We start from the raw sequence: 21912 nt of genomic DNA, 5'->3' as shown, positions 1-21912 counted from the left end.
TTGGGCTGTTCCGCGGCTACTTCTTCGCCCACAGCACCTTGAAGCGCGCATTGCGGCAAGTTTCGCCGCTCTCCTTGAAGTTTGCTGCAAGCACCGGCTCGTAGGGCAATCCGCGATTGGCAACCAGCAAGAGACGCCCGCCTCCGCGCAGCGCTGAGGCAGCGGTCTTGATCATCGCCTGACCGAGTGACGGTTCCGCCGCATGTCCTTCATGGAAGGGCGGGTTCATGATGATGAGGTCGTACCTGTCCTTGACCGGTTCGCTCGCCAGGTCATGCCAGAAGAAGCGCGCCGGCACGTCGGGGCAGTTCTCCGCCATGTTGCCCTTGGCGGCTTCAAGAGTCGCGTGGTTGGCCTCGTAGAGGTCGAGGCGACTGACACCCGGCGAGCGCTCCGCCAGTTCGACGGACAGATAACCCCAGCCGGCGCCAAAGTCGGCGACATCACCGGTGAAATCGGCAGGCAGACGCGAGGCGAGCAACTCCGAGCCATCATCGACGCGGTCGTGCGAGAACATGCCGGCCGCGGCCAGGAAACGGCCATCCACGCGCACGGAGGGCTTGGAAAACTTGCTGACGACCTCACTAACGTCGGCCGGCCGTCCGAACCAGAGCGCCACGCCGTGATATTTCGGCATGTGTTCGATCTCGAGGCCGAAGCCCTCCATACGCTTACGGAGCGACTGGACCCCATCCTCCTTGCCGCCGGCGATGACGATCAGGCCGCCCACCTTCACGTGCTGAAGCGCGGCAGCGATGTTCGCCTCGTTCTCGCCCTTGTGCTTGTTGCAGAGAACCAGCGCGGCATCGTAGTCCTCGCCTTCGATCTCAGGCGTGGTTTCGATCCGCTGCGAGAGGAGTTGCCTAAACAGCGGCCGGAAGCCCTGTACGGCGCTCAGCGAGGCGGCAAAGCCCTCCGGCAGGGCAAAGCCTGCCTCGGCGCCGAGGAAGAGCACACGCTCGCCCTCGCCGGGCGCTTCAACGGTACCGCTGGCAAAGGGATGGAACAGGGTCTTCAGGGTTTCGCGGCTCATGATCTCTTCTCGCCTTCGGATACAAAAAGGGCGCGGGAAAACTCCCACGCCCTCGAACGGTTTGAAAGGCGCGGCTTATTCAGCCGCTTCCTCCTTCTTCTTGTCGGACTTTTCGGCAGCCGGGAGTTCCTGGCCAGTTGCCTGGTCGACAACCTTCATCGACAGGCGGACCTTGCCACGCTCGTCGAAGCCGAGGAGCTTGACCCAGACCTTCTGGCCCTCCTTGACGACGTCCTGCGTCTTGGCAACGCGCTCGGATGCAAGCTGCGAGATGTGGACGAGGCCATCGCGGGCGCCGAAGAAGTTGACGAAGGCGCCGAAGTCGGCGGTCTTGACGACCGTGCCTTCGTAGATCTGGCCAACTTCCGGTTCAGCAACGATCGAGTGGATCCACTTGCGGGCCGCTTCGATTTCCTTGCCGGACGAGGACGCGATCTTGACCGTGCCGTCGTCTTCGATGTTGATCTTCGCGCCGGTCTTTTCGACGATTTCGCGGATGACCTTGCCGCCGGAGCCGATGACTTCGCGGATCTTGTCGACTGGAATGTTCATGACTTCGATGCGCGGTGCAAACTCGCCGAGCTGGCCACGGCTCTCGGTGATGGCCTTGGCCATTTCGCCGAGGATGTGGGCGCGGCCACCCTGAGCCTGGCCGAGAGCGACCTTCATGATCTCTTCGGTGATACCAGCGATCTTGATGTCCATCTGCAGCGAGGTGATGCCGTCTGCGGTACCCGCAACCTTGAAGTCCATGTCGCCGAGGTGGTCTTCGTCACCGAGGATGTCGGAGAGAACCGCGAAGCGGTCGCCTTCGAGGATCAGGCCCATGGCGATACCGGCAACCGGCTTGGCGAGCGGTACACCAGCGTCCATGAGTGCAAGCGATGTGCCGCAAACGGTCGCCATCGAGGACGAGCCATTCGATTCGGTGATCTCGGAGACGACGCGCAGGGTGTAAGGGAACTGCTCAGCAGACGGCAGCATCGGACGGATGGCGCGCCACGCGAGCTTGCCGTGACCGATTTCGCGGCGACCTGGGGAACCCATGCGGCCGGTTTCGCCAACCGAGTAGGGCGGGAAGTTGTAATGGAGCAGGAAGCGCTCCTTGTACATGCCCGTCAGGCTGTCGACGTACTGCTCGTCTTCGCCGGTGCCGAGCGTGGCAACGACGATCGCCTGCGTTTCACCGCGGGTGAAGAGCGCCGAACCGTGAGTGCGCGGCAGGAGGCCGACTTCCGAGACGATCGGACGAACGGTTTCGAGGTCGCGGCCGTCGATACGGCTCTTGGTGTCGAGGATGTTCCAACGAACGATCTTCGCCTGCAGGTGCTTGAAGATCGCGCCGACTTCTTCGGCCGTGTACTTGGCTTCGCCTTCTTCCGGCAGGAAGTGTGCCTTGACCTTCGCCTTGACGGCGTCGACGGCAGCGTAGCGTTCAGCCTTCTGCGTGTTCTTGTAGGCGGTGCGAAGCTCGGCTTCGAAATGCTTCAGCATCTCGCCTTCGAGTTCGGAGTAGTCTTCCGGCTGGAAGTCACGCGGTTCCTTGGCAGCCACTTCAGCGAGCTTGATGATCGCATCGAGGACCGGCTGGAAGCCCCGGTGGCCGAACATGACGGCGCCGAGCATGACTTCTTCATTAAGTTCCTTGGCTTCGGATTCAACCATCAGAACGGCGTCGTGCGTACCTGCTACAACGAGGTCGAGGATCGACTCTTCCATCTCGTCGAGATGCGGGTTCAGAACGTATTCGCCGTTGATGTAGCCGACGCGGGCGCCACCGACCGGGCCCATGAAGGGAACGCCCGACAGCGTCAGAGCTGCCGACGCAGCAACCATCGACAGGACGTCGGGGTTGTTTTCAAGGTCATGCTGGATGACGGTGACGACGACCTGCGTGTCGTTCTTGTAGCCTTCCGGGAAGAGCGGACGGATCGGGCGGTCGATCAGGCGGGAAACGAGGGTTTCGTTTTCCGACGGACGGCCTTCGCGCTTGAAGTAGCCGCCGGGGATCTTGCCGGCTGCGTAGGTCTTTTCCTGGTAGTTGACGGTCAGCGGGAAGAAGTCCTGGCCCGGCTTCGGCGCCTTGGCGGAAACGACGGTGGCGAGAACCACGGTTTCGCCGTAGGTCGCGAGAACGGCACCGTCAGCCTGACGGGCGATCTTGCCGGTCTCGAGCTTCAGCGGGCGGCCTGCCCACTCGATTTCCACACTATGAGTATCGAACATATGTCTTGTCCTTCAATGCGGGAACATGCGCCTCGCCTTCCAAGGCACGGTGCACGGTCAACCGCGATCGGTGTGACGCATCATGGGCAAGACAACGGGAGGCTTTACATTCATCGGTCCATAAGAGACCGGGCCAAAGCTTGTGAGGCTCTGGCCAAAAGCATCCGGCAATCCTGCCCCATGACAGGTCAACGGTTGGTTTAGCAGAACCGGCCCATCCGGGTCTGCCGGGCAATCCGCCACGCGTGGCGGGATGGGGAAGTCTCTCCCCGAAAAAATCCGGCGGGCGTCCCAAGGGGAACGCCCGCCGAAAAAAGCCTTAGCGGCGGATACCCAGGCTGGTGATCAGCTTGGTGTAACGGCCTTCGTTCTTCTTCTTGAGGTAGTCAAGAAGCGAGCGGCGGCTGGAAACCATCGTCAGCAGACCACGTCGGGAATGGTTATCCTTCTTGTGGTCCTTGAAGTGGCCGGTCAGGTTGTTGATACGCTCGGTCAGGATGGCAACTTGAACTTCCGGAGAACCGGTGTCGCCTTCGAACGTTGCGTATTCCTTGATCAGAGCCGTCTTGCGCTCAGCAGTAATCGACATCGGATGTTCCTTTCTATGAGAGGAGATTAGGTCGCCAAAAGCCGGGATGTCGTCCAGCTTCGGCCGCGAATGCATCCGGGCAGAGCCCGATTGCTGGCGCTGCGTATAAACCAAATGCGCTGCAATTGAAAGAGGCATGCCGCAGATGGCCGATTCGTCACTTTCCAGCTATGGCATCGCGGATCATGGCATTGTAGCCCTCTGGATCCTGCAGCATGGCGAAGTGGCTTGCGTCCTTGAGGATCACCAGCTTCGAACCTGGAATTTGTTTGGCCATCATCTCGGTATGGTCGAGCTTGATTGCCTCGTCGTGGTCGCCGATCGTCAAGGTGACGGGTACCTTGATCTTGCCGAGGTCGTCGGCTGTCCAGGCAGGCTGGCTTCCCCACATCGCGGAGATCTGGGTGACGAAAGCATCATACTCGTTCGGCGTCGGCGACAGCTTCTTGTAGGTCTCGCCGGCCGCATCGATGTAGCCGCTGAAGGTCTTGTTGGTCATGACGTCGGCTTTGACGCCGTCCGTCGTCACATTCGCCGCCTGCGCGATCACGCGCGTCAGCTTCTCCGGGTTCTTCATCGCCATGTCGATGCCGATGATGCCGCCATCAGACCAGCCGACCAGGGTGACCTTGTCTAGCTTCAGATAATCGAGCAGAGCGACATAGTCGGAGGTCATCAGATCATACCCGAACGGCTGCTCGCTGCGCGTCGAGCGGCCATGCCCGCGGCTGTCGGCGACGATCACCAAATGATCCTTGGCAAACTCGGCCACTTGATAGCCCCAGACATCGGCGCTGCCGAGTCCGCCGTGGATGAACAGCATCGGCTCACCCTCGCCGTATTCGGCGTAGTACATCTTGATGTCGTTGACGGGGGCCATGCCGCTCGTCTTTGCGGTCGGCATTGGCGCGAAGGCTGGCAACGTTGCCCAGCGCTCCGCGGAATAAGCGTTGGCGGCTATCAAAACCGCGGAGAAGAACATCAGGATGCCGGCTGCAAGTCTGCGCATAACTGTCTCCCTGATCTGAAGGACCCGACGGCCCAGATCAGGGAAACATATCCCAATGCCGAGCATTGACAATTGCTATCTGTGGTTTGGCCGACCCACCGCAAAACCGGAGGTTTAACGATCCTCAGCCAAAGACCCGCTTTGGGCGGAACTCGCCCTGACCGATCTCGCCGATCGCGATCAGCTTGCCGCGGGACGTGGCATAGGCTTCGCTTTCGGCAACCGGCGCATCGCGACCCCGCACGAGGATCGGATTGCCCATCTTCAAACGATGCGCCTGGTCGTCATTGACAACGAGGTGCGGCAGTGAGGAGAGCGCTTCGCTGGTGTCGATCAGCAGGGCATCCAGCGCTGCAAGCCGTTCGTCCGCGTCTTCGACTGCCTCGATCGCGACGAGATCGGCAAGTGGTATCATGGTCTCTTCGGCAAAGGGCGCGACAAAGCTGCGACGCAGGCCGGAGATATGGCCATAGCAGCCGAGCTCGCGGCCGAAATCGCGCGCCAGCGCACGCACATAGGTACCCTTGCCGCATTCGACTTCGAAATGCGCCGTATTGGCATCCTGGCAGGACAGCAGCGTCAGGCGGAAGATCTCGACTTCGCGAGAGGGGATTTCCACTGCCTCACCGTCGCGCGCCAGATCGTAGGCGCGCTCGCCTGATATCTTGATGGCGGAAAACTGCGGCGGAACCTGGCTGATCACACCGGTGTACTTCGGCAGGAGGTCGCGGATCTGCTGTTCGCTCGGGCGCTTGTCGGAGCTCTGCGTTACATCGCCCTCAAGATCGTCGGTTGCGCGCTCCTCGCCCCAGGTCACGGTGAATTCGTAGATCTTGCGACCGTCCATCACGTAGGGAACGGTCTTTGTCGCATCGCCAAGGGCGATTGGCAGCATGCCCGAGGCCAGCGGGTCAAGCGTGCCGGCGTGACCGCACTTCTGCGCCTTGAACAGCCATTTGATCTTGGAAACGGCTTCGGTGGAGCCGAAATCGACCGGCTTATCAAGGATCAGCCAACCCGAGATCGGGCGGCCCTTCGGTTTACGTGGTTTGGACATCAGTCTCTTCTACTATTCTTCTTCGGTATCGCCGTGATCGAGATCGCGGCTCACCTCAGGCGAGCGCAGCAACTCGTCGATCTTCTTGTAATTGTCGAAGCTCGTATCGTCGCGGAAGCGGACCTCCGGCATGTACTTCATCTGCCGAAGCTGCGACCCGAGGCGGCCGCGAATGTATTTTGCATTGCGGTTCAGCGCGCCAATCACCGCATCATGATCCGTCACACCAAGTGGCGTCACATAGGCCGTCGCGATCTTCAGATCGGGCGACATGCGGACTTCGGAGATGGAAATGACGGTCTTCTCGATCACGTCATCGCGCACTTCGCCGCGCTGCAGAACCTGCGTGATCGCGGCGCGAACCTGCTCGCCGACGCGCAGCATGCGCTGCGAAGGTGCGGAGGTTGTTGGTCTTGTTGCCATTTTTCTTTGCCTCAAAAGGTTCGGGCGCCGGCCTCAGTTGATCCGGCGCCCGTCCAAATTTCCAATATCACACGATCAGAGCGTACGGGTGATGTGCTCGACGCGGAAGCACTCGATCGTGTCGCCGGCGCGGATGTCTTCGTAATTCTCGAAAGCCATACCGCATTCCTGGCCGGAATGCACTTCCGAGACTTCATCCTTGAAGCGCTTGAGCGTCTTGAGCTTGCCTTCGTGGATGACGACGTGGTCGCGGACGAGGCGAACGCCGACACCACGTTCGACCTTGCCTTCGGTAACGCGGCAACCCGCGACCTTGCCGACTTTCGTGATGTTGAACACCTCGAGGATCTCGGCATTGCCGAGGAAGGTTTCGCGACGCTCTGGCGACAGCAGGCCCGACATCGCTGCCTTCACGTCATCCACCAGATCGTAGATGATGTTGTAGTAGCGGATTTCAATGCCCTGGCGCTCTGCCAGCGTACGAGCCTGTGCGTTCGCACGGACGTTGAAGCCGATGATCGCGGCGCCAGATGCCTCGGCAAGCGAGATATCCGATTCCGTCACACCGCCGACAGCCGAGTGAACGATGCGGGCACGAACTTCGTCCGTACCGAGCTTTTCGAGTGCGCCGGCGATCGCTTCAATCGAACCCTGCACGTCGCCCTTGATGACCAGCGGGAACTCCTTGACGCCTGCGGACTGCAGCTGCGTCATCATCTGTTCCAGCGAGCCGCGCTGGCCCGAATGGCGGGCGGCAGCCTTGTCGCGAGCGAGGCGCTGACGATATTCCGAGATCTCGCGGGCGCGGCCTTCGTTTTCGACGACGGCGAACTTGTCACCTGCCTGCGGCGTGCCGGAAAGGCCGAGCACCTCGACCGGCATGGCCGGCGGGGCTTCCTTGACATGATCGCCCTTGTCGGTGACGAGGGCGCGGACACGACCCCAGACATCGCCGGCAACGATGATCTGGCCGGGCTTAAGCGTACCGTTCTGAACCAGAACGGTGGCAACCGAACCACGGCCGCGATCGAGCTGGGCTTCGATGACCGTGCCTTCCGCGGTGCGGTTCGGGTTGGCCTTGAGGTCCAGGATTTCGGCCTGCAGCAGGATGGCTTCCAGCAGCTTGTCGAGGTTCAGGCCCGTCTTGGCGGAAACTTCGACGTCAAGAACTTCACCGCCCATCGATTCCACGAAGACTTCGTGCTGCAGGAGTTGCGTGCGCACCTTCTGCGGATCGGCGGTCGGCTTGTCGACCTTGTTGATCGCCACGATGATCGGAACACCAGCGGCCTTGGCGTGGTTGATCGATTCAATCGTCTGCGGCATGACGCTGTCGTCAGCGGCAACGACCAGGATCGCAATGTCGGTCGCCTGCGCACCACGGGCACGCATCGCCGTGAAGGCGGCGTGGCCGGGGGTGTCGATGAAGGTGATCTTCTGACCGTTCTGCTCGACCTGATAGGCGCCGATATGCTGCGTGATGCCGCCAGCTTCGCCGGCAACCACGTTGGCATGGCGGATGGCATCGAGCAACGAAGTCTTGCCGTGGTCAACGTGGCCCATGATGGTCACAACAGGCGGACGCGAAACGCGATCGCCCTCTTCGTCGGCAACGTTGAAGATACCGAGTTCGACGTCGGATTCCGAAACGCGCTTGACGGTGTGGCCGAATTCGCCGGCGATGAGTTCAGCGAGGTCGGCGTCGATGACGTCGCCCGGCTTCATCATCTGGCCTTCCTTCATCAGGTACTTGATAACGTCGACCGCACGTTCGGACATGCGCTGCGACAGTTCCTGGATGGTGATGGTCTCCGGCAGGATGACTTCGCGAACAACCTTTTCGCGGGTTTCCTGCATCTGGCTGCGGCGGAACTTTTCCTGGCGGCGGCGCATGGCGGCCATGGAACGGCCACGTGCCGTGCCATCTTCGTCGACGCCGGCAGTACCGATCGTCAGCTTCCCGCGGCGACGTTCGTCGTCGGTCTTTGGACGTGTCGTCACCGGCTTTGCCGGTTCCGGGCGTACGACGCGACCGCGAGCGGGTACGCCGCGCGGGGCGCCGCGGTCCTCATCTTCGCTGTCACGGCGACGAGCGCCCGGCGCTGCGGCCGCGGCCGGAGACGGCCTCGCGGGAGCCGCGGACGGCGCCGCATCGGAGCGGCGTGCGGGCGGAGTCTGGGCCTGAACACGCGGCGCTTCAGTGCGCGCTTCGACCGCAGCGGGTGCGGGAGTTGCAACGGCCGTGGCAGCTTCGGCAACGCGCTGAGCCTCTTCGGCAGCGCGACGCTTAGCCTCTTCGGCTTCCGCGGCCTGGCGCACAGCCTCTTCGGCGGCGCGGCGCTTTTCTTCCTCGGCGCGGCGAACCGCATCCTCGGCATCGCGAACTTGTGCCATGGCAAGCGCGCGCCGGCGGGCATCCATTTCTTCCGGCGAGAGGTGGTTCAAGACTACCGGACGCGGACGATCCTGCTGGCGCGTCTGCGAAGACGGCTGCTGCGGACGTGACTGCTGGCCACCGGACGGATGAATGCGTGGGGCAGGGGCCTGCGGTGCGCGCGGCTGATGCGCGACCGGGGCCGGCTCGGCGGCACGGGCGGGCGCCGCCGCAGTGCCCGGCGTAATCGGGCGCTCGTCTTCCGGACGCATCGGACGCCGCTTGCGGGTCTCGACAACGACCGCCTTGGTGCGGCCGCGGCCCATATCCTGGCGCACGGTGCCCTGGCTCATGCCCGACGGCTTCAGGGTCAGAGTCTTCTTGCCCGGTCCGTTCAGTGTCTTGTCGTCATTGCTATCGGTCATTCGTTCCCGTTCCTTCGGACAGGGAGCGATGACGTCATCAGGCCCTGTCAATCAAATATGTCGATCAATGATCTGGGGACCGGACAAGTCCGGTGACCGCATCATTGTTTTTGCCGGCCAGCGCCGCCCGCTGCCCGGGACTGACCGCCATTGCGGTACTGTTCGAGCATCTTTGCGCGCTTCACTACACCCTCACCCGCCTGCCCTGCAAGCACTGCAGCATGGATAAAAGCGTTCTGGCCCATCAGGCCTTCCATTTCGCTCTCCGAGAAGAGACGGTAGGAAGGTACTTCCTCCTCGGTCTCCATTCCGAGGTGCCAGGCCTTGCGGGCCTGGTCGATTTTTCTCACGCCATCTTCGGCGGCATTCGTTGCGTGGAACACGGCGATCGCGGCTCCACTCCTGACTGCGGCATCCACTTTCGCGGAGCCGGTAACGAACTGCCCCGCCTTGCGAGCCATGTTCATCATCTGCATCAGCTGCTGTACGAGCAGCGTATCGACGGTTTCGCCGAGCTCGGCTGCCGCCTTCACATCCGCTTTCAAGGCACGCGCAAAGAGCTTCTTCGCCACGGCCTTGTCGACCAGCGAGCGATCGATCTTGACCCAACATCCGCGTCCCGGAAGCTGGCGCTTCAGGTCGGCGACCACAGTCCCATCAGGAGCAGCAACGAAGCGGATCAGCTCATCCTGCGATCCGCTTTCGCGTGTCACGATGCACATGCGACCATTCACGTCATATCCTGCAAGATCGTCGTCCTCAGGAGAGACGCTCGGCTCACGCGCGGACATTATACTTCCTGCTCGGCCTCGGGAGCTTCTTCAGCTTCCGCGTCCTTTGCGAGGTCTTCCTCGGTGATCCAACCAGCCGCGAGGCGGGCCTGGACAACCATCTGCTCGGCCTCGACGCGCGAAACGTCGAACTTGGAGAACAGGCCTTCGAACTTCTTGGTCTCGCCGTTCTTGCGCTCGCTCCAGCCGACGAGATCGTCAGCGGCGCAGCCGGCGAAGTCCTCGATCGTCTTGATGCCGTCTTCGCCGAGCGCGACCATCATCTGAGCGGTCATGCCGTCGATCTGACGCAGTTCGTCGGAAACGCCGAGCGCCTTGCGCTTCTCGTCCATTTCGGCTTCCAGGCGCTCCAGATATTCGCGGGCGCGCGTCTGGATTTCCTGTGCGGTGTCTTCGTCAAAACCGTCGATCGAGGCAATTTCGTCGAGATCGACGTAAGCCAGTTCTTCAACTGCCGCAAAGCCTTCCGACGCCAGAACCTGGCCGACCATTTCGTCAACGTCGAGCGAATCCATGAACAAGTTGGTGCGCTCGTTGAATTCCTTCTGACGGCGCTCGGATTCCTCGGCTTCCGTCATGATATCGATGTCCCAGCCAGTCAGCTGCGATGCCAGGCGGACGTTCTGGCCGCGGCGGCCGATGGCCAGCGACAGCTGCTCGTCCGGAACCACGACTTCAATGCGCTCTGCATCTTCGTCGAGAACGACCTTGGCGACTTCAGCCGGCTGCAGGGCGTTGACGACAAAGGTCGCCGGGTCCTGCGACCACGGAATGATGTCGATCTTTTCGCCTTGGAGTTCGCCGACGACGGCCTGAACACGCGAACCGCGCATACCGACGCAGGCGCCGACCGGATCGATCGAGCTGTCGTTCGAGATCACGGCGATCTTGGCGCGCGAACCCGGATCGCGGGCAACCGACTTCACCTGGATGATGCCGTCGTAGATTTCAGGCACTTCCATCGTGAAGAGCTTGACCATGAACTGCGGATGCGTGCGCGACAGGAAGATCTGCGGGCCGCGCTGTTCACGACGAACATCATATACGTATGCGCGGACGCGATCGCCATAGCGGACGTTCTCGCGCGGGATCATTTCGTCGCGGCGGATGATGCCTTCGCCGCGGCCGAGGTCGACGATGACGTTGCCATATTCGACGCGCTTGACGGTGCCGTTGACGATTTCGCCGACGCGATCCTTGAACTCGTCGAACTGGCGGTCGCGCTCGGCTTCACGAACCTTCTGAACGATAACCTGCTTGGCGGACTGAGCAGCGATACGGCCGAAATCCATCGGCGGCAGCGGATCGGCAATGAAATCGCCAAGGGCTGCATCCGGGTTGCGGTCGCGGGCCAGCTCAAGTGGAATCTGGGTCGAATAGTCTTCGGCCTTGTCGACAACTTCGAGCAGACGCTGAAGACGGATTTCGCCGGTCTTCGGGTTGATGTCGGCGCGGATGTTGGACTCGGTGCCGTAGCGGGAGCGCGCTGCCTTCTGGATCGCGTCTGCCATTGCGGCAAGTACGATCTCGCGGTCGATGACCTTTTCGCGCGCCACTGCATCTGCGATCTGCAGAAGTTCGAGCCGGTTCGCACTGACTGCCATTGTCTTATCTCTCCGTCTTGGCGTCCCGGGTTCCCGTCCCTGGAGCCACAAGTTGATCGGTTATTCTTCGTCTTCCGCTTCGTTCTGGTTCGCGGCCTCTGCCTTCGCCAGCTTGTCGGCGCGCAGGGCATCACGGATCAGATCGTCGGTCAGAATGAGCTTTGCATCGGCGAGAGCCGTGAACGGAATAACGATATTCTGCTCTTCACCCTCGGAAACCTGGTCACGCTCGAGCGTGAAACCGTCTGCGTCGGTCGCAACGATCTTGCCACGGAAGCGCTTGCGGTTGCCGACCATGATCGACGTTTCGCACTTCAGAAGGTGTCCCTGCCAGCGCACGAAATCGGATTTCCGCACCATCGGGCGATCGATACCCGGCGAAGACACTTCGAGATGATACTCTCTATCGATCGGATCTTCCACATCGAGAACCGGAGAAACGGCCATCGAGACCTCTTCGCAGCCTTCGACATCCATCGTTCCATCATTGCGTTCGGCCATGATCTGCATGGTGGCGCCGTTCTGGTTGAGCATGCGTACACGGACCAGGCGATAACCCAGGTCGATGAGCACAGGCTCGACGATGTCGGCAAGGCGCTGGTCGAGACCGGTCTCGGTGATCAGCCGCGGCTCAAGTTCATTGTCTGCTTTCGTCGGATCCGACAAGCGATACGCTCCTCGCAATTTCATGCTTTTTGGATGATCGCGGTAATAAAAAAGAGCGGGTCCTTGCGGCCCACTCTTCATCAAAACGATCAAGATTTGAGAGCCATATAGGCCCGTTTTCAAAAAATTGCAAGGTCCGTCGCCAACCTTCGGCCCAATGGGCGCCCGAGGTAGCCAGCGGCGTCATTCAGCATATATTGGCTCCGAGGACCGTCATCGGGAGGGATCGTGCCTTACACTTCGTCGACACTGGCGCCGCTACGGCACGAAACCTACCGGAGGATCTGGTTTGCAAGCCTCGCTTCGAACTTCGGGGGACTGATCCAGGCGGTCGGCGCCGCCTGGATGATGACGACCATCACGGCATCGGACAATATGGTTGCGCTCGTGCAGACATCGACGGCACTGCCAATCATGCTCTTTTCGCTTGCATCGGGCGCCCTTGCAGACAGCTTTGATCGCCGCCGGGTGATGCTGATTGCGCAATATTTCATGTTTGCGGTTTCGGCCGTGCTCAGCATCTCCGCCTACTTCGGCTGGCTTTCGCCCTGGCTGCTCCTCTTTTTCACCTTCCTCATCGGCTGCGGCACGGCGTTGAACAACCCGTCCTGGCAAGCCTCGGTCGGCGACATGGTGCCGCGCGTGGATCTGCCGGGTGCGGTGACGTTGAACAGCGTCGGCTTCAATATCACCCGCAGTGTCGGACCCGCGATCGGCGGCGCCATCGTCGCCGCTGCCGGCGCGGCTGCAGCCTTTGCCGTCAATACAGTGAGCTACTTCGCGCTGATCTATGCGCTGCGGCGCTGGAAGCCGACCCCGCCGGCCTCGACCCTCCCGAGGGAGACGCTCGGCAGCGCCGTCTTTGCCGGCCTTCGTTACGTGTCGATGTCGCCCAACCTGCAAAAGGTGCTGCTGCGCGGGCTCGTCTTCGGGATCAGCGCCAGCTCGATCCTTGCACTGCTGCCGATCGTGGCGATCAACCTTGTTGTCGGCGGTCCGCTGACCTACGGCCTCATGCTCGGCTCTTTCGGCATCGGCGCCATCGGCGGGGCTATCCTGAACGACCGGCTGCGCGAACGCTTTTCGAGCGAGGCGATCGTGCGGATTTCCTTTACCGGCTTTGCGCTGAGCGCAGTGATCGCCGCTTCCAGTCCGATTGCCGCGCTGACCTGTGCCGGGCTGGTGATCGCAGGCGCATGTTGGGTGCTGGCGCTCTCGCTGTTCAATACGATCGTGCAGCTGTCGACGCCGCGTTGGGTCGTCGGCCGCGCCCTGTCGCTCTATCAGACGGTGACCTTCGGCGGCATTGCCGGCGGCAGCTGGCTCTGGGGCGCGGCAGCCGACCGCTATGGCGTTGCCAATGCCCTGCTCATCTCGGCCTTCGTCATGCTCTTCGGCATCGTCATCGGCCTGCGCTTTGCCATGCCGGCCTTTGCCTCGCTCAACCTGGACCCGCTGAACCGCTTCATCGAACCGGCGCTCGGCCTCGATATCACGCCGCGCAGCGGTCCAATCGTCGTCCAGATCGATTACGAAATCGCAGACGCGGACATTGCCGACTTTCTGGCCCTGATGGGCGAGCGGCGACGCATCCGCATTCGCGACGGCGCGCGCAATTGGGCGCTGATGCGCGATCTCGAAAAACCGGGCCGGTGGACGGAGACCTACCACGCGCCGACCTGGGTCGAATACATCAGGCACAATCAGCGCCGCACGCAGGCCGATGCGGAAAATATCGAACAGTTGCGGGCGCTCCACCGAGGCGAAGAACTGCCGCAGGTGCATCGACTGATCGAGCGCCAGGCCATTCCGCCCAGCGATGACGTCTTCTACAAGGCACCGATCGACCTGCATCATTGAGGCAAGACATGCATTCCTTCCGCCCCGCGCGCCGTTCGGATCTGGCTGATATCATTGGCTTGCTCGCCGAGGACGACCTCGGCAGCGCGCGCGAAATCGTTTCGGATCCGCCGGATGCGAGATATGTCGCTGCGTTCGATGCCATCGAAGCCGACGCCAATCAGCTGCTGGCGGTCGCGGTGGATGGGCGCGATCGCGTCCTCGGCTGCTTGCAGCTGACTTTCATTCCCGGCCTGTCCCGAACAGGTGTTTGGCGTGGGCAGATCGAAAGCGTGCGCGTCGCCAAGAGCGCGCGTGGCACGGGCCTAGGCTCCGATTTCATTGAATGGGCTGTTGCACGCTGCGCCGAGCGCGGTTGCGGTTTGGTACAGCTGACCTCGGACAAATCACGGCGCGACGCCATCCTTTTCTACGAGAAACTGGGATTTGTCGCGAGCCACGAGGGGCTGAAGCGCAACCTCTAGGCTCTAGCTACTTCAACCTTCCGATCATCGATGCCTCGGGATAGCAGGTCGGCGTCAAGCCGTTTTTCTCCTGCCACTGGCCGATGGAACGGCGGGTCTTGTAACCGGGGAGACCATCGGAGCCGCCGACGTCGTATCCCTTTTTCTCCAGCGCCTTCTGCATCGTCGCGACGTCGGAGCGCAGCATTTTGCCGACATCGCCCCAAGGCCCCTGGAAAGCCCCGGACCCATAGGCGATGCGATCGGCCAGGTTGCCGATAAAAAGCGCATAGAGGTCGGAGTTGTTGTATTCCTTCAGCACGTAGAAGTTCGGCGTGACGACAAACTCCGGACCGTCGCGCCCAGCAGGGACGAGCATCATGCCGGACGCCTTGCCCTCGCCGGAAGGGAAAGCCTTGCCTGATATGCGCGTGATACCGAGTGAGACCCAGTGCGACACGGGCTTGGCGAGGTCCGGCCCCTCTTGCGCGCAGGATACGCCATCGGGGATGCTCACTTCGTATCCCCAGCCACGACCGCGCTGCCAGCTCTTCTGGGCAAGGAAGTTCGCAATAGAGGCAAGCGTATCGGGAACCGATGTCCAGATGTTGGGGTGGCCGTCGCCATCGAAATCGACCGCATATTTCAGATAGCTGGTCGGCATGAACTGCGGCTGGCCGAGCGCGCCGGCAGATGACCCCTTGAATTCGGCCGGCGTCGCGTCACCGCGATCGATGATATGCAGAGCGGCGAGCAATTCGGTGCGGAACATGTCCTTGCGCGTCGACATAAAGGCCTTGGTCGCCAGCACCTCGATGGCGGAATTCGGGATCTTGGCAGCCCCGAAGCCGGTTTCGCGCCCCCAGACGGCAAGGACGATCGAGCCGGGAACCCCGTAGGCTTTTTCAATCTTCTTCAGCGTCGAGGCATATTGCGCGGCAAAGCCGCGGCCGGTGCTCCCCAGCCGCTTCAGCCGATCCTCGTTGAAGTACGGCGCGGGCGAGGAGAATTCGGCCTGCGTCTGCTTCTGTTCCTTGGCAGGTGGGAAGCCGGGAGGGGCGAGATCGGTCAAGGTCCAGTTCAGCTCGACGCCCGCAAAGGCTGCTTGAAACGCCTTCTCGGAAATGCCATTGCGCTGCGCCTCCGGCCAGAGATCGGCCCTGACCCACTTTTCGAACTGCGCTTCAACATCGGCCTTGGAAGCGGAAAAAGCTGGCGGGCCTGACAGTGCCAGCAGCGCCGCCGTCGCGATCAAGAGGCGCCCGAAAATGCGCTTGCTCATGCTTCCCCCTAGATTGCCGTGCGGGCTCTGAGCGCCGCCTGCAGCGTTCCTTCATCGAGATAGTCGAGTTCGCCACCGACCGGGACGCCATGGGCAAGGCGCGTGATCTTGACGTTCAGTCCGGTCAGCTGGTCGGTTATATAGTGTGCTGTTGTCTGCCCCTCGACGGTGGCGTTGACCGCGATGATCAGTTCGCGGATGCCGCCGGCCGTGACGCGCTCGATCAGGCCGCGAATGTTGAGATCATCCGGGCCGACGCCATCCAAGGGAGACAAGGTGCCACCGAGGACATGATAGGCGGCGTTCAGCGCGCCGGCGCGCTCCAACGCCCATAGGTCGGAGACATCTTCGACGACGATGATGACGGACTGGTCGCGCCGGTCGTCCGTGCAGACCGTGCAGGGATCTACCGTATCGACATTGCCGCAGAGAGAGCAGATCTTGACCTTGTCGTAGGCCTCGCCCATAGCGTTCGACAGCGGGCCGAGCAGTTGGTCTTTCTTCTTGATGAGATGCAAGGCAGCGCGGCGCGCGGACCGCGGACCGAGGCCGGGGACCTTTGCCAGAAGCTGGATCAGTTTTTCGATTTCGGGGCCGGTGACTCGCTTTGCCATGAGCGGTTATTAGCCCATATGCTGCAAAAACGGAAACATGTTGGGAGCGCCGCTTGATGAAAATCCTCGCCGTCTGCATCGGCAGTGCCGAGCGGCTGCCCGGCAAGAGCTACAAGACGGGCATCTACAAGCATCCCATCACCGGCAGCGTGCTCGTCGATGCGGAGGGCGTGGTCGGTGATGCGATCTGCAACCGGAAGCATCATGGCGGCGTCGACCAGGCCGTCTATCTCGAGGGGTCGCTGACGCTCGACTGGTGGTCGAAAGAGCTTGGGCGGCCGATCGTGCCAGGCACATTCGGAGAAAACCTGGTGATCGACGGTCTCGACAACCGCTCCGTTTCGGTCGGCGATCGATTCATAGCCGGCGATCTTGTTCTGGAGGTTACCAGTGCGCGCATTCCCTGTGCGACCTTTGCCGCCCGGATGGGCGACCCGCGGTTCGCCAAGCGCTACGCGCGAGCTGCCCGGCCGGGCATCTATTGCCGGGTGCTTCACGGTGGAGCAATCACCGCCAGATCAACGGTCGACTATCAGCCTTATGACGGCGAAAAGGTTACGATGCCGGAGATGATCGCCACCTTTGGCAAGACCCTCGCCGCCCAAGATCGCAACCGCTATCTGGAGGCTCCGATCCACTACAAACTTCGGAATATTCTGGAAGTGCAGGCCGGCGCCTAGCGCAAGCGCACCTCAAGGGCCGCCAAAGCCGCCCGTCCCTCCGGCCAATCGCCAAGCCCACTGGCTCCGTTGATGTGACCGCGGGCACCAATATTTGTGAATTGGCTACCCCACTCATCAGCCCTGGCACGTGCGTAGTCGAGCGAACCGTACGGGTCGTCGCTGCTGGCTACGACAAGCGAGGGGAACGGAAGCGCCCCGAGAGGTGTTTCGGCAAAGCCGGCTGCTTCCGGCGGGTAGGCTGCGGCGCGCGGGTCCGGCGGCGCGACGAGCAAGGCGCCGCTGGCGCGATGCCTGGCCCGCCGTGCCCAATGCGCCACCAGCAGGCAAGAGAGACTATGGGCAACGAGAATCGGTTCGGCCTCCGCCTGCCCGACTGCCCTGTCCAGCGCCTCAATCCAGTCCTCAAGGTCCGGCTGATCCCAACTCGAGGGTGAAAAGCGCCGAATGCGACGGTCGGCCGTCTCCCATCGGGACTGCCAATGGGTTTCGCCAGACCCGCCAATGCCGGGCACCGTGATGATTTCTCTCATCGCTTCCTTCCTGTTGCTCGACGGACAAGTTGCGCGAGAGGGGCCGCAAATGACATAAGAAATCATCGGCAAAGTCATCGCTCAGCCGATAGATTAAAGGCGGGCATTCATGGCCGATTTCATGAGCCGACAACTCGACCCAACTGACATGATGATTATCGAGATCATGCAGGCTGATGGGCGCATTTCCGTTTCCGAGCTGGGGCGCAAGGTCGGCCTGTCGCAGCCGGCAGCCTCCGAGCGGCTGAAACGCCTGGAGGAACGGGGGATCATCAAAGGCTACGGCGCCCGTATCAATACCGCGGCGCTCGGGCTGGGCATGATGGCCGTGATCCGGCTACGCACCACCCACGAACATATCCGCACCTGCCTCAAGCAATTTGCCGACATGCCGCAGATCATCGAAGTTCTCAGGCTGACAGGAGAGGATTGCTTCGTCTTGAAAGTCCTCGTCCCTTCGCCCTCCGAGCTTGAAGTCATCGTCGATAGCATCGCGCGCTATGGTGCGGTCACCACCTCGCTCGTCTTGCGTGGGGAGCCGACCAAACCCGTCGGTCGCGAACTGATGAAATTGGCGCGAAACCACGTCTGAGGTGATTTCAACGGCTGCCACTTGCTGACGAGAAGGAGCCTCCTAGTTTTTCATCCACGGGGTGCAAATCGAAGGAGGCTCGCATGTCCATCGCAAGACTTATCGCGGCGGCAGTCATCGCCGCAACGGCCACTACCTTCCTATCAGCAACGCCGGCTGCAGCCCGCGTCAAGGTCGGCTCGTTGGGCTGTGATATTTCTCCCGGATTCGGCGTCATCATCGGCTCGAAACGGACGCTAAACTGCATATTCACGCCGTCCTCGCCCGATCGACCAAGCGAACGCTACACCGGCACGATCACCAAGTTTGGTGTCGATATCGGCGCTCTCGCTGGCGGCGGATTGATCTGGCTCGTCTACGCGCCGACAAACCGGCTCGACGGCGCCCTGCAGGGCAGCTACTCCGGCGTCGCAGCCAATGCGACGGTCGGCCTCGGCGTCGGGGCGAATGTCCTGATCGGCGGTTTCGAGGGCTCGATTGCTCTGCAACCTGTCTCGGCTGAGGGCACGTCCGGTCTCAACATCGCGGCAGGCGTTGCCAATATGATCCTGACCTGGGTGCCGCCGGCACCACCGCCACCAGCTCCCAGGCGGCATGTGTCACAGCGATAGCCTAGCGCATCGCGATCGCCAAAGCGGCGCCGGCCATCGTTCCGGCGCTGGCGCGGTTGGCCGCGCGAATAGCACGACGGCTCCTCAGGAAGCGCCGGGCTTTGGCAGCAAGCAGCGTCCAACTGAAGTCGATGAAGATCAGCACGAAGAGCATGGTGGCCACGAGTTCTGCCCAACCGACGATCGTTACCCCGCGAACGTCGATGATCGAGGGCAGCAGCGCCATGTAGAACATCATGATCTTCGGGTTGCCGAGCGTCACCGTCATGCCGGCGAGGAAAAGCCTTGTGGGTGATTGCGCCTCGGGCAACGCTTCGCCATCACTATCGGGCGACGCGAACCACATTTTCCAGGCAAGATAGAGCAGGTAGCAGACGCCGAGCCACTTGATGGCAACGAAGGCATAGTGGAAGGTTTCGGCGATCGCCGCCAAGCCGGCGACGGCGCAGGTCAGCCAAATTGCTTCGCCGAGCCACATAGCTGACAGGAAAGGCAGAACGTCACGGGCGCCCTTGGAAATCACCCGGGCGACGAGTGCGGCAACGCTCGGACCGGGAGAGCCGGCGGCCACGAACAATGCGCAGGCAAAGACAAACAGACTGGTCAACGTCATCGGCAATCCTCCTGTTGCGTGACGGAAGCGATGCCAGCGCAGCTGACACCGCTCTCTTGGTCTACCGGCTGGTCAGAACGGCATCTTGAAGCCAGGAGGAATCGGAAGGCCGGCGGTCAGCGCCTTGGTCTTTTCGGCAGCGGCGGCTTCCGCCTTGTCCTTGGCATCCTTATGCGCGGCAACGATCAGGTCTTCGAGGATTTCGACATCGTCTTCCTTGAAGAGGGACGGGTCGATCTTCAGGCTCTGCATCTCGCCCTTGCCATTGAGGATCACGGTGACGAGACCGCCACCCGACTTGCCTTCCGCCTGGAGTTCGGCGATCTCCGCCTGCATCTTCTCCATCTTGGCCTGCATTTCCTTGACTTTGCCCATCATGCCCATGATGTCGCGCATCGTCTCGCTCCTTCTCGATACTCTAGAAAATTATGTCGTCGCCGGGCAGGATGTCGCCCTCTTCGGATTCGGCAGCGGCAGGCGCCTTGACTTCCTCTTCCTCTTCCGGCTCGGGCGCCCTTACGCGGACGTCGATGATCTTGGCGCCCGGAAACTGGGCGAGGATCGCCGCCACATCCGGATCTTGGCGCGCGTCGCTGACCTGCTGCGCCTTGGCGTTGGCTTCGGCCTCGACGATCGTCGGCTGAGCTTCCTCGCGGCTGAGGCTGACGATCCAATGGATGCCTGTCCAGTCCTTGAGCTTGACAGCCAGTTCGTTCAGCAGCGTACCGGGGGCGCCTTCGGTCAGATTGACGTCGAGGCGGCCGGGCTCGATGCGAACCGGGCGTACGAAGTTGCGCACCAGCGCCTTGACCTTCACATCGCGCTTTTCACCGGCCAGATTGGCGATATCGGTGATCGAGTTTACCGAAACCAGTGGTTTCGGCGCCTCGGCCGGCTTCGTCTCGACGCGGCCGACCGGCACGTTCTGCGGGTCGGGATTAGGGACGGCGCGCAGCATCGCGGTCGGGCCGGCGGGCTGCGGGCGCGGGATCGACTCGGTCGATCGTGCCGCCAGATTGCCTTGATAGTTCACCGTTGCGCCGCCACCGCCGTTGCCCGATGGGACGGATGGACGGCCGCCACCGTTCGTCTCGGAAAACTCCGCGAGGCGACGGGCGGCGTCTTCCGGCGCCGGCAGATGGGCGGCATGTGTCAGTCGGATCAGCACCATCTCAGCGGCGCCGGCCGGGCGCGAGGAGCCTTCGGCTTCCGGAATGCCCTTTAGTAACATCTGCCAGATGCGCGACAGCGTCGTTACCGCCACGCTCTGCGCGAATTCGGCGGCCTTGGTACGTTCGATTTCGCTGAGCGAAGGATCGTTAGCGGCATCCGGCACGTATTTCAACCGCGTGACCAGATGCGTGAAATCAGCGAGATCGGTCAGCACGGCAACGGGATTGGCACCGGCTTCATACTGGCTTTCGAATTCGCCGAGCGCTGCTGCGACATCGCCTTTTACGATATGATGAAAGAGATCGACGATGCGGGCGCGGTCGGCAAGGCCGAGCATCCCGCGCACCGTTTCCGCCAGCACCGCGCCGCCGCCATGGGCGATCGCCTGGTCGAGCAGCGAGAGACCGTCGCGCGCCGAACCTTCGGCGGCACGGGCAATCATCGCCAGCGCATCCGGCTCCGCCTCGATGCCTTCCTTCGATGCGATCGTGGTAAAGAGCCCAACGAGATCGGAGGCACTGATGCGGCGCAAGTCGAAACGCTGGCAGCGCGACAGGACGGTGATCGGGACCTTGCGGATTTCGGTGGTAGCGAAGATGAACTTCACATGCTCCGGCGGCTCTTCGAGCGTCTTCAGCAGGCCGTTGAAGGCCTGTGTCGAGAGCATGTGCACTTCGTCGATGATGTAGACCTTGTAGCGCGCCGAAACCGGGCGATAGCGCACCTGCTCGATGATCTCGCGGATATCGTCGATACCCGTGTGGGATGCAGCGTCCATCTCGATGACGTCGACATGCCGGCCTTCCATGATCGCCTGGCAATGCTCACCCGGGATCCGCAGATCGATCGTCGGCTTGTCGATGTCAGCGGTCTTGTAATTCAGCGCGCGAGCGAGGATGCGGGCGGTCGTCGTCTTGCCGACCCCGCGCACGCCGGTCAGCATGTAGGCTTGGGCAATACGGCCGGTCTCGAAGGCGTTGGTCAGGGTCTGAACCATCGGCTCCTGGCCGACCATCAGATCCGTGAAATCCTTGGGGCGGTATTTGCGTGCCAGCACCCGGTATCCGGTGCCCGTCGAGGCGGCATCTTGTGACTGTCGCTCGGTGTCGCTCATCGCCCTGCTTATCACCCGGACCGCCCGAGCAAGAATGGAGAGAAAGGTGGGAGGCTGGCACGATGACCCGTGCCGGGCTCGTTAGGGCTGCTTCCTTCCGGACCTGACCCGGTTGGCGAGTGGCTCGTCCACCACCAACCTCCCGGATGCACATATCGGCAATATCGCCATCAAAAGCAAGCCAAGCTCAAAAAAAACTG

General features: G+C 61.9%; 21 protein-coding genes and 1 other RNA gene. 5 read left to right on the top strand and 17 right to left on the bottom strand.

From position 1 onward, the window contains the following. Positions 1 to 16: 16 nt before the first annotated feature. From AC1DPR_RS14355 to rimP, 10 genes are all read right to left on the bottom strand, one after another. Positions 17 to 1033: a class I SAM-dependent methyltransferase gene (locus AC1DPR_RS14355; RefSeq protein WP_477816570.1), complete on the bottom strand. Its 1017-nt coding sequence runs from the start codon at positions 1031 to 1033 to the stop codon at positions 17 to 19. 75 nt (positions 1034 to 1108) lie between these two features. Continuing rightward, positions 1109 to 3259: a polyribonucleotide nucleotidyltransferase gene (pnp, locus tag AC1DPR_RS14350; RefSeq protein WP_018855381.1), complete on the bottom strand. Its 2151-nt coding sequence runs from the start codon at positions 3257 to 3259 to the stop codon at positions 1109 to 1111. A 319-nt stretch (positions 3260 to 3578) separates the two neighbouring features. Continuing rightward, positions 3579 to 3848 carry a 30S ribosomal protein S15 gene (gene rpsO / locus AC1DPR_RS14345; protein WP_025659731.1) on the bottom strand — a complete coding sequence of 90 codons (270 nt, stop codon included), beginning with the start codon at positions 3846 to 3848 and terminating at the stop codon, positions 3579 to 3581. Positions 3849 to 4005: 157 nt separating this feature from the next. Then, complete coding sequence (locus AC1DPR_RS14340; RefSeq protein WP_113471385.1) at positions 4006 to 4857, bottom strand: alpha/beta fold hydrolase; 852 nt, start codon at positions 4855 to 4857, stop codon at positions 4006 to 4008. 124 nt (positions 4858 to 4981) lie between these two features. Next, on the bottom strand, positions 4982 to 5914 hold the full coding sequence (truB, locus tag AC1DPR_RS14335; protein WP_018855384.1) for a tRNA pseudouridine(55) synthase TruB: 933 nt from the start codon (positions 5912 to 5914) through the stop codon (positions 4982 to 4984). Positions 5915 to 5926: 12 nt separating this feature from the next. Further along, the gene (rbfA, locus tag AC1DPR_RS14330) at positions 5927 to 6337 is read right to left on the bottom strand and encodes a 30S ribosome-binding factor RbfA (protein ID WP_018855385.1); all 411 of its coding nucleotides are present in this window, start codon (positions 6335 to 6337) and stop codon (positions 5927 to 5929) included. 75 nt (positions 6338 to 6412) lie between these two features. After that, positions 6413 to 9136 carry a translation initiation factor IF-2 gene (gene infB, locus AC1DPR_RS14325; protein ID WP_477816569.1) on the bottom strand — a complete coding sequence of 908 codons (2724 nt, stop codon included), beginning with the start codon at positions 9134 to 9136 and terminating at the stop codon, positions 6413 to 6415. A 101-nt stretch (positions 9137 to 9237) separates the two neighbouring features. Beyond that, positions 9238 to 9927, bottom strand: a complete 690-nt coding sequence (locus AC1DPR_RS14320; RefSeq protein WP_018855387.1) for an RNA-binding protein — start codon at positions 9925 to 9927, stop codon at positions 9238 to 9240. Beyond that, on the bottom strand, positions 9927 to 11531 hold the full coding sequence (nusA, locus tag AC1DPR_RS14315) for a transcription termination factor NusA (RefSeq protein WP_007798988.1): 1605 nt from the start codon (positions 11529 to 11531) through the stop codon (positions 9927 to 9929). Before nusA ends, AC1DPR_RS14320 begins: the two co-directional genes overlap by 1 nt. 60 nt (positions 11532 to 11591) lie before the next feature. Continuing rightward, a complete protein-coding gene (rimP, locus tag AC1DPR_RS14310; protein WP_018855388.1) occupies positions 11592 to 12197 on the bottom strand; it encodes a ribosome maturation factor RimP in 606 nt (201 codons plus the stop codon). A gap of 228 nt (positions 12198 to 12425) precedes the next feature. On the opposite strand from rimP, the gene AC1DPR_RS14305 reads away from it, so the two are divergent. Then, positions 12426 to 14057 carry an MFS transporter gene (locus AC1DPR_RS14305; RefSeq protein ID WP_018855389.1) on the top strand — a complete coding sequence of 544 codons (1632 nt, stop codon included), beginning with the start codon at positions 12426 to 12428 and terminating at the stop codon, positions 14055 to 14057. Positions 14058 to 14065: 8 nt separating this feature from the next. Then, the gene (locus AC1DPR_RS14300) at positions 14066 to 14521 is read left to right on the top strand and encodes a GNAT family N-acetyltransferase (RefSeq protein WP_018855390.1); all 456 of its coding nucleotides are present in this window, start codon (positions 14066 to 14068) and stop codon (positions 14519 to 14521) included. A gap of 7 nt (positions 14522 to 14528) precedes the next feature. Here the strand turns inward: AC1DPR_RS14300 and AC1DPR_RS14295 are convergent, their stop codons facing one another. Then, positions 14529 to 15782: a lytic murein transglycosylase gene (locus AC1DPR_RS14295; RefSeq protein ID WP_018855391.1), complete on the bottom strand. Its 1254-nt coding sequence runs from the start codon at positions 15780 to 15782 to the stop codon at positions 14529 to 14531. An 8-nt stretch (positions 15783 to 15790) separates the two neighbouring features. Then, entirely contained in the window at positions 15791 to 16396 is a 606-nt protein-coding gene (gene recR / locus AC1DPR_RS14290; protein WP_018855392.1) for a recombination mediator RecR, read from the bottom strand. A 56-nt stretch (positions 16397 to 16452) separates the two neighbouring features. Here recR and AC1DPR_RS14285 point away from each other — a divergent pair, with 56 nt between their 5' ends. Continuing rightward, positions 16453 to 17076, top strand: a complete 624-nt coding sequence (locus tag AC1DPR_RS14285) for an MOSC domain-containing protein (RefSeq protein ID WP_477816568.1) — start codon at positions 16453 to 16455, stop codon at positions 17074 to 17076. On the opposite strand, the gene AC1DPR_RS14280 is transcribed toward AC1DPR_RS14285, so the two are convergent. Next, positions 17073 to 17609: an RBBP9/YdeN family alpha/beta hydrolase gene (locus tag AC1DPR_RS14280; RefSeq protein ID WP_018855394.1), complete on the bottom strand. Its 537-nt coding sequence runs from the start codon at positions 17607 to 17609 to the stop codon at positions 17073 to 17075. The genes AC1DPR_RS14285 and AC1DPR_RS14280 overlap by 4 nt on opposite strands. Positions 17610 to 17718: 109 nt before the next feature. Between AC1DPR_RS14280 and AC1DPR_RS14275 the strand changes: the two genes are divergently transcribed. Both AC1DPR_RS14275 and AC1DPR_RS14270 read left to right on the top strand, forming a co-directional pair. Continuing rightward, a complete protein-coding gene (locus AC1DPR_RS14275; RefSeq protein WP_113471380.1) occupies positions 17719 to 18201 on the top strand; it encodes an Lrp/AsnC family transcriptional regulator in 483 nt (160 codons plus the stop codon). Between the two features lie 83 nt (positions 18202 to 18284). Then, positions 18285 to 18812 (top strand): DUF992 domain-containing protein, encoded by a 528-nt coding sequence (locus AC1DPR_RS14270; RefSeq protein ID WP_018855396.1) that lies wholly within the window; start codon positions 18285 to 18287, stop codon positions 18810 to 18812. Between the two features lies 1 nt (position 18813). Here the strand turns inward: AC1DPR_RS14270 and AC1DPR_RS14265 are convergent, their stop codons facing one another. The 4 genes from AC1DPR_RS14265 to ffs form a co-directional block, all read right to left on the bottom strand. Next, the gene (locus AC1DPR_RS14265; protein ID WP_018855397.1) at positions 18814 to 19425 is read right to left on the bottom strand and encodes a LysE family translocator; all 612 of its coding nucleotides are present in this window, start codon (positions 19423 to 19425) and stop codon (positions 18814 to 18816) included. A gap of 72 nt (positions 19426 to 19497) precedes the next feature. After that, on the bottom strand, positions 19498 to 19821 hold the full coding sequence (locus tag AC1DPR_RS14260; RefSeq protein WP_018855398.1) for a YbaB/EbfC family nucleoid-associated protein: 324 nt from the start codon (positions 19819 to 19821) through the stop codon (positions 19498 to 19500). Between the two features lie 22 nt (positions 19822 to 19843). Then, positions 19844 to 21712 (bottom strand): DNA polymerase III subunit gamma/tau, encoded by a 1869-nt coding sequence (locus AC1DPR_RS14255; protein WP_113471379.1) that lies wholly within the window; start codon positions 21710 to 21712, stop codon positions 19844 to 19846. A gap of 46 nt (positions 21713 to 21758) precedes the next feature. Then, positions 21759 to 21855: signal recognition particle sRNA small type (ffs, locus tag AC1DPR_RS14250), an RNA gene on the bottom strand. Positions 21856 to 21912: the final 57 nt, after the last annotated feature.

It is taken from the genome of Rhizobium sp. 01T417 (genome assembly GCF_056398905.1).
Note: the sequence above shows the minus strand (reverse complement) of the source record. Positions and strands in the feature narration are given on the sequence as shown.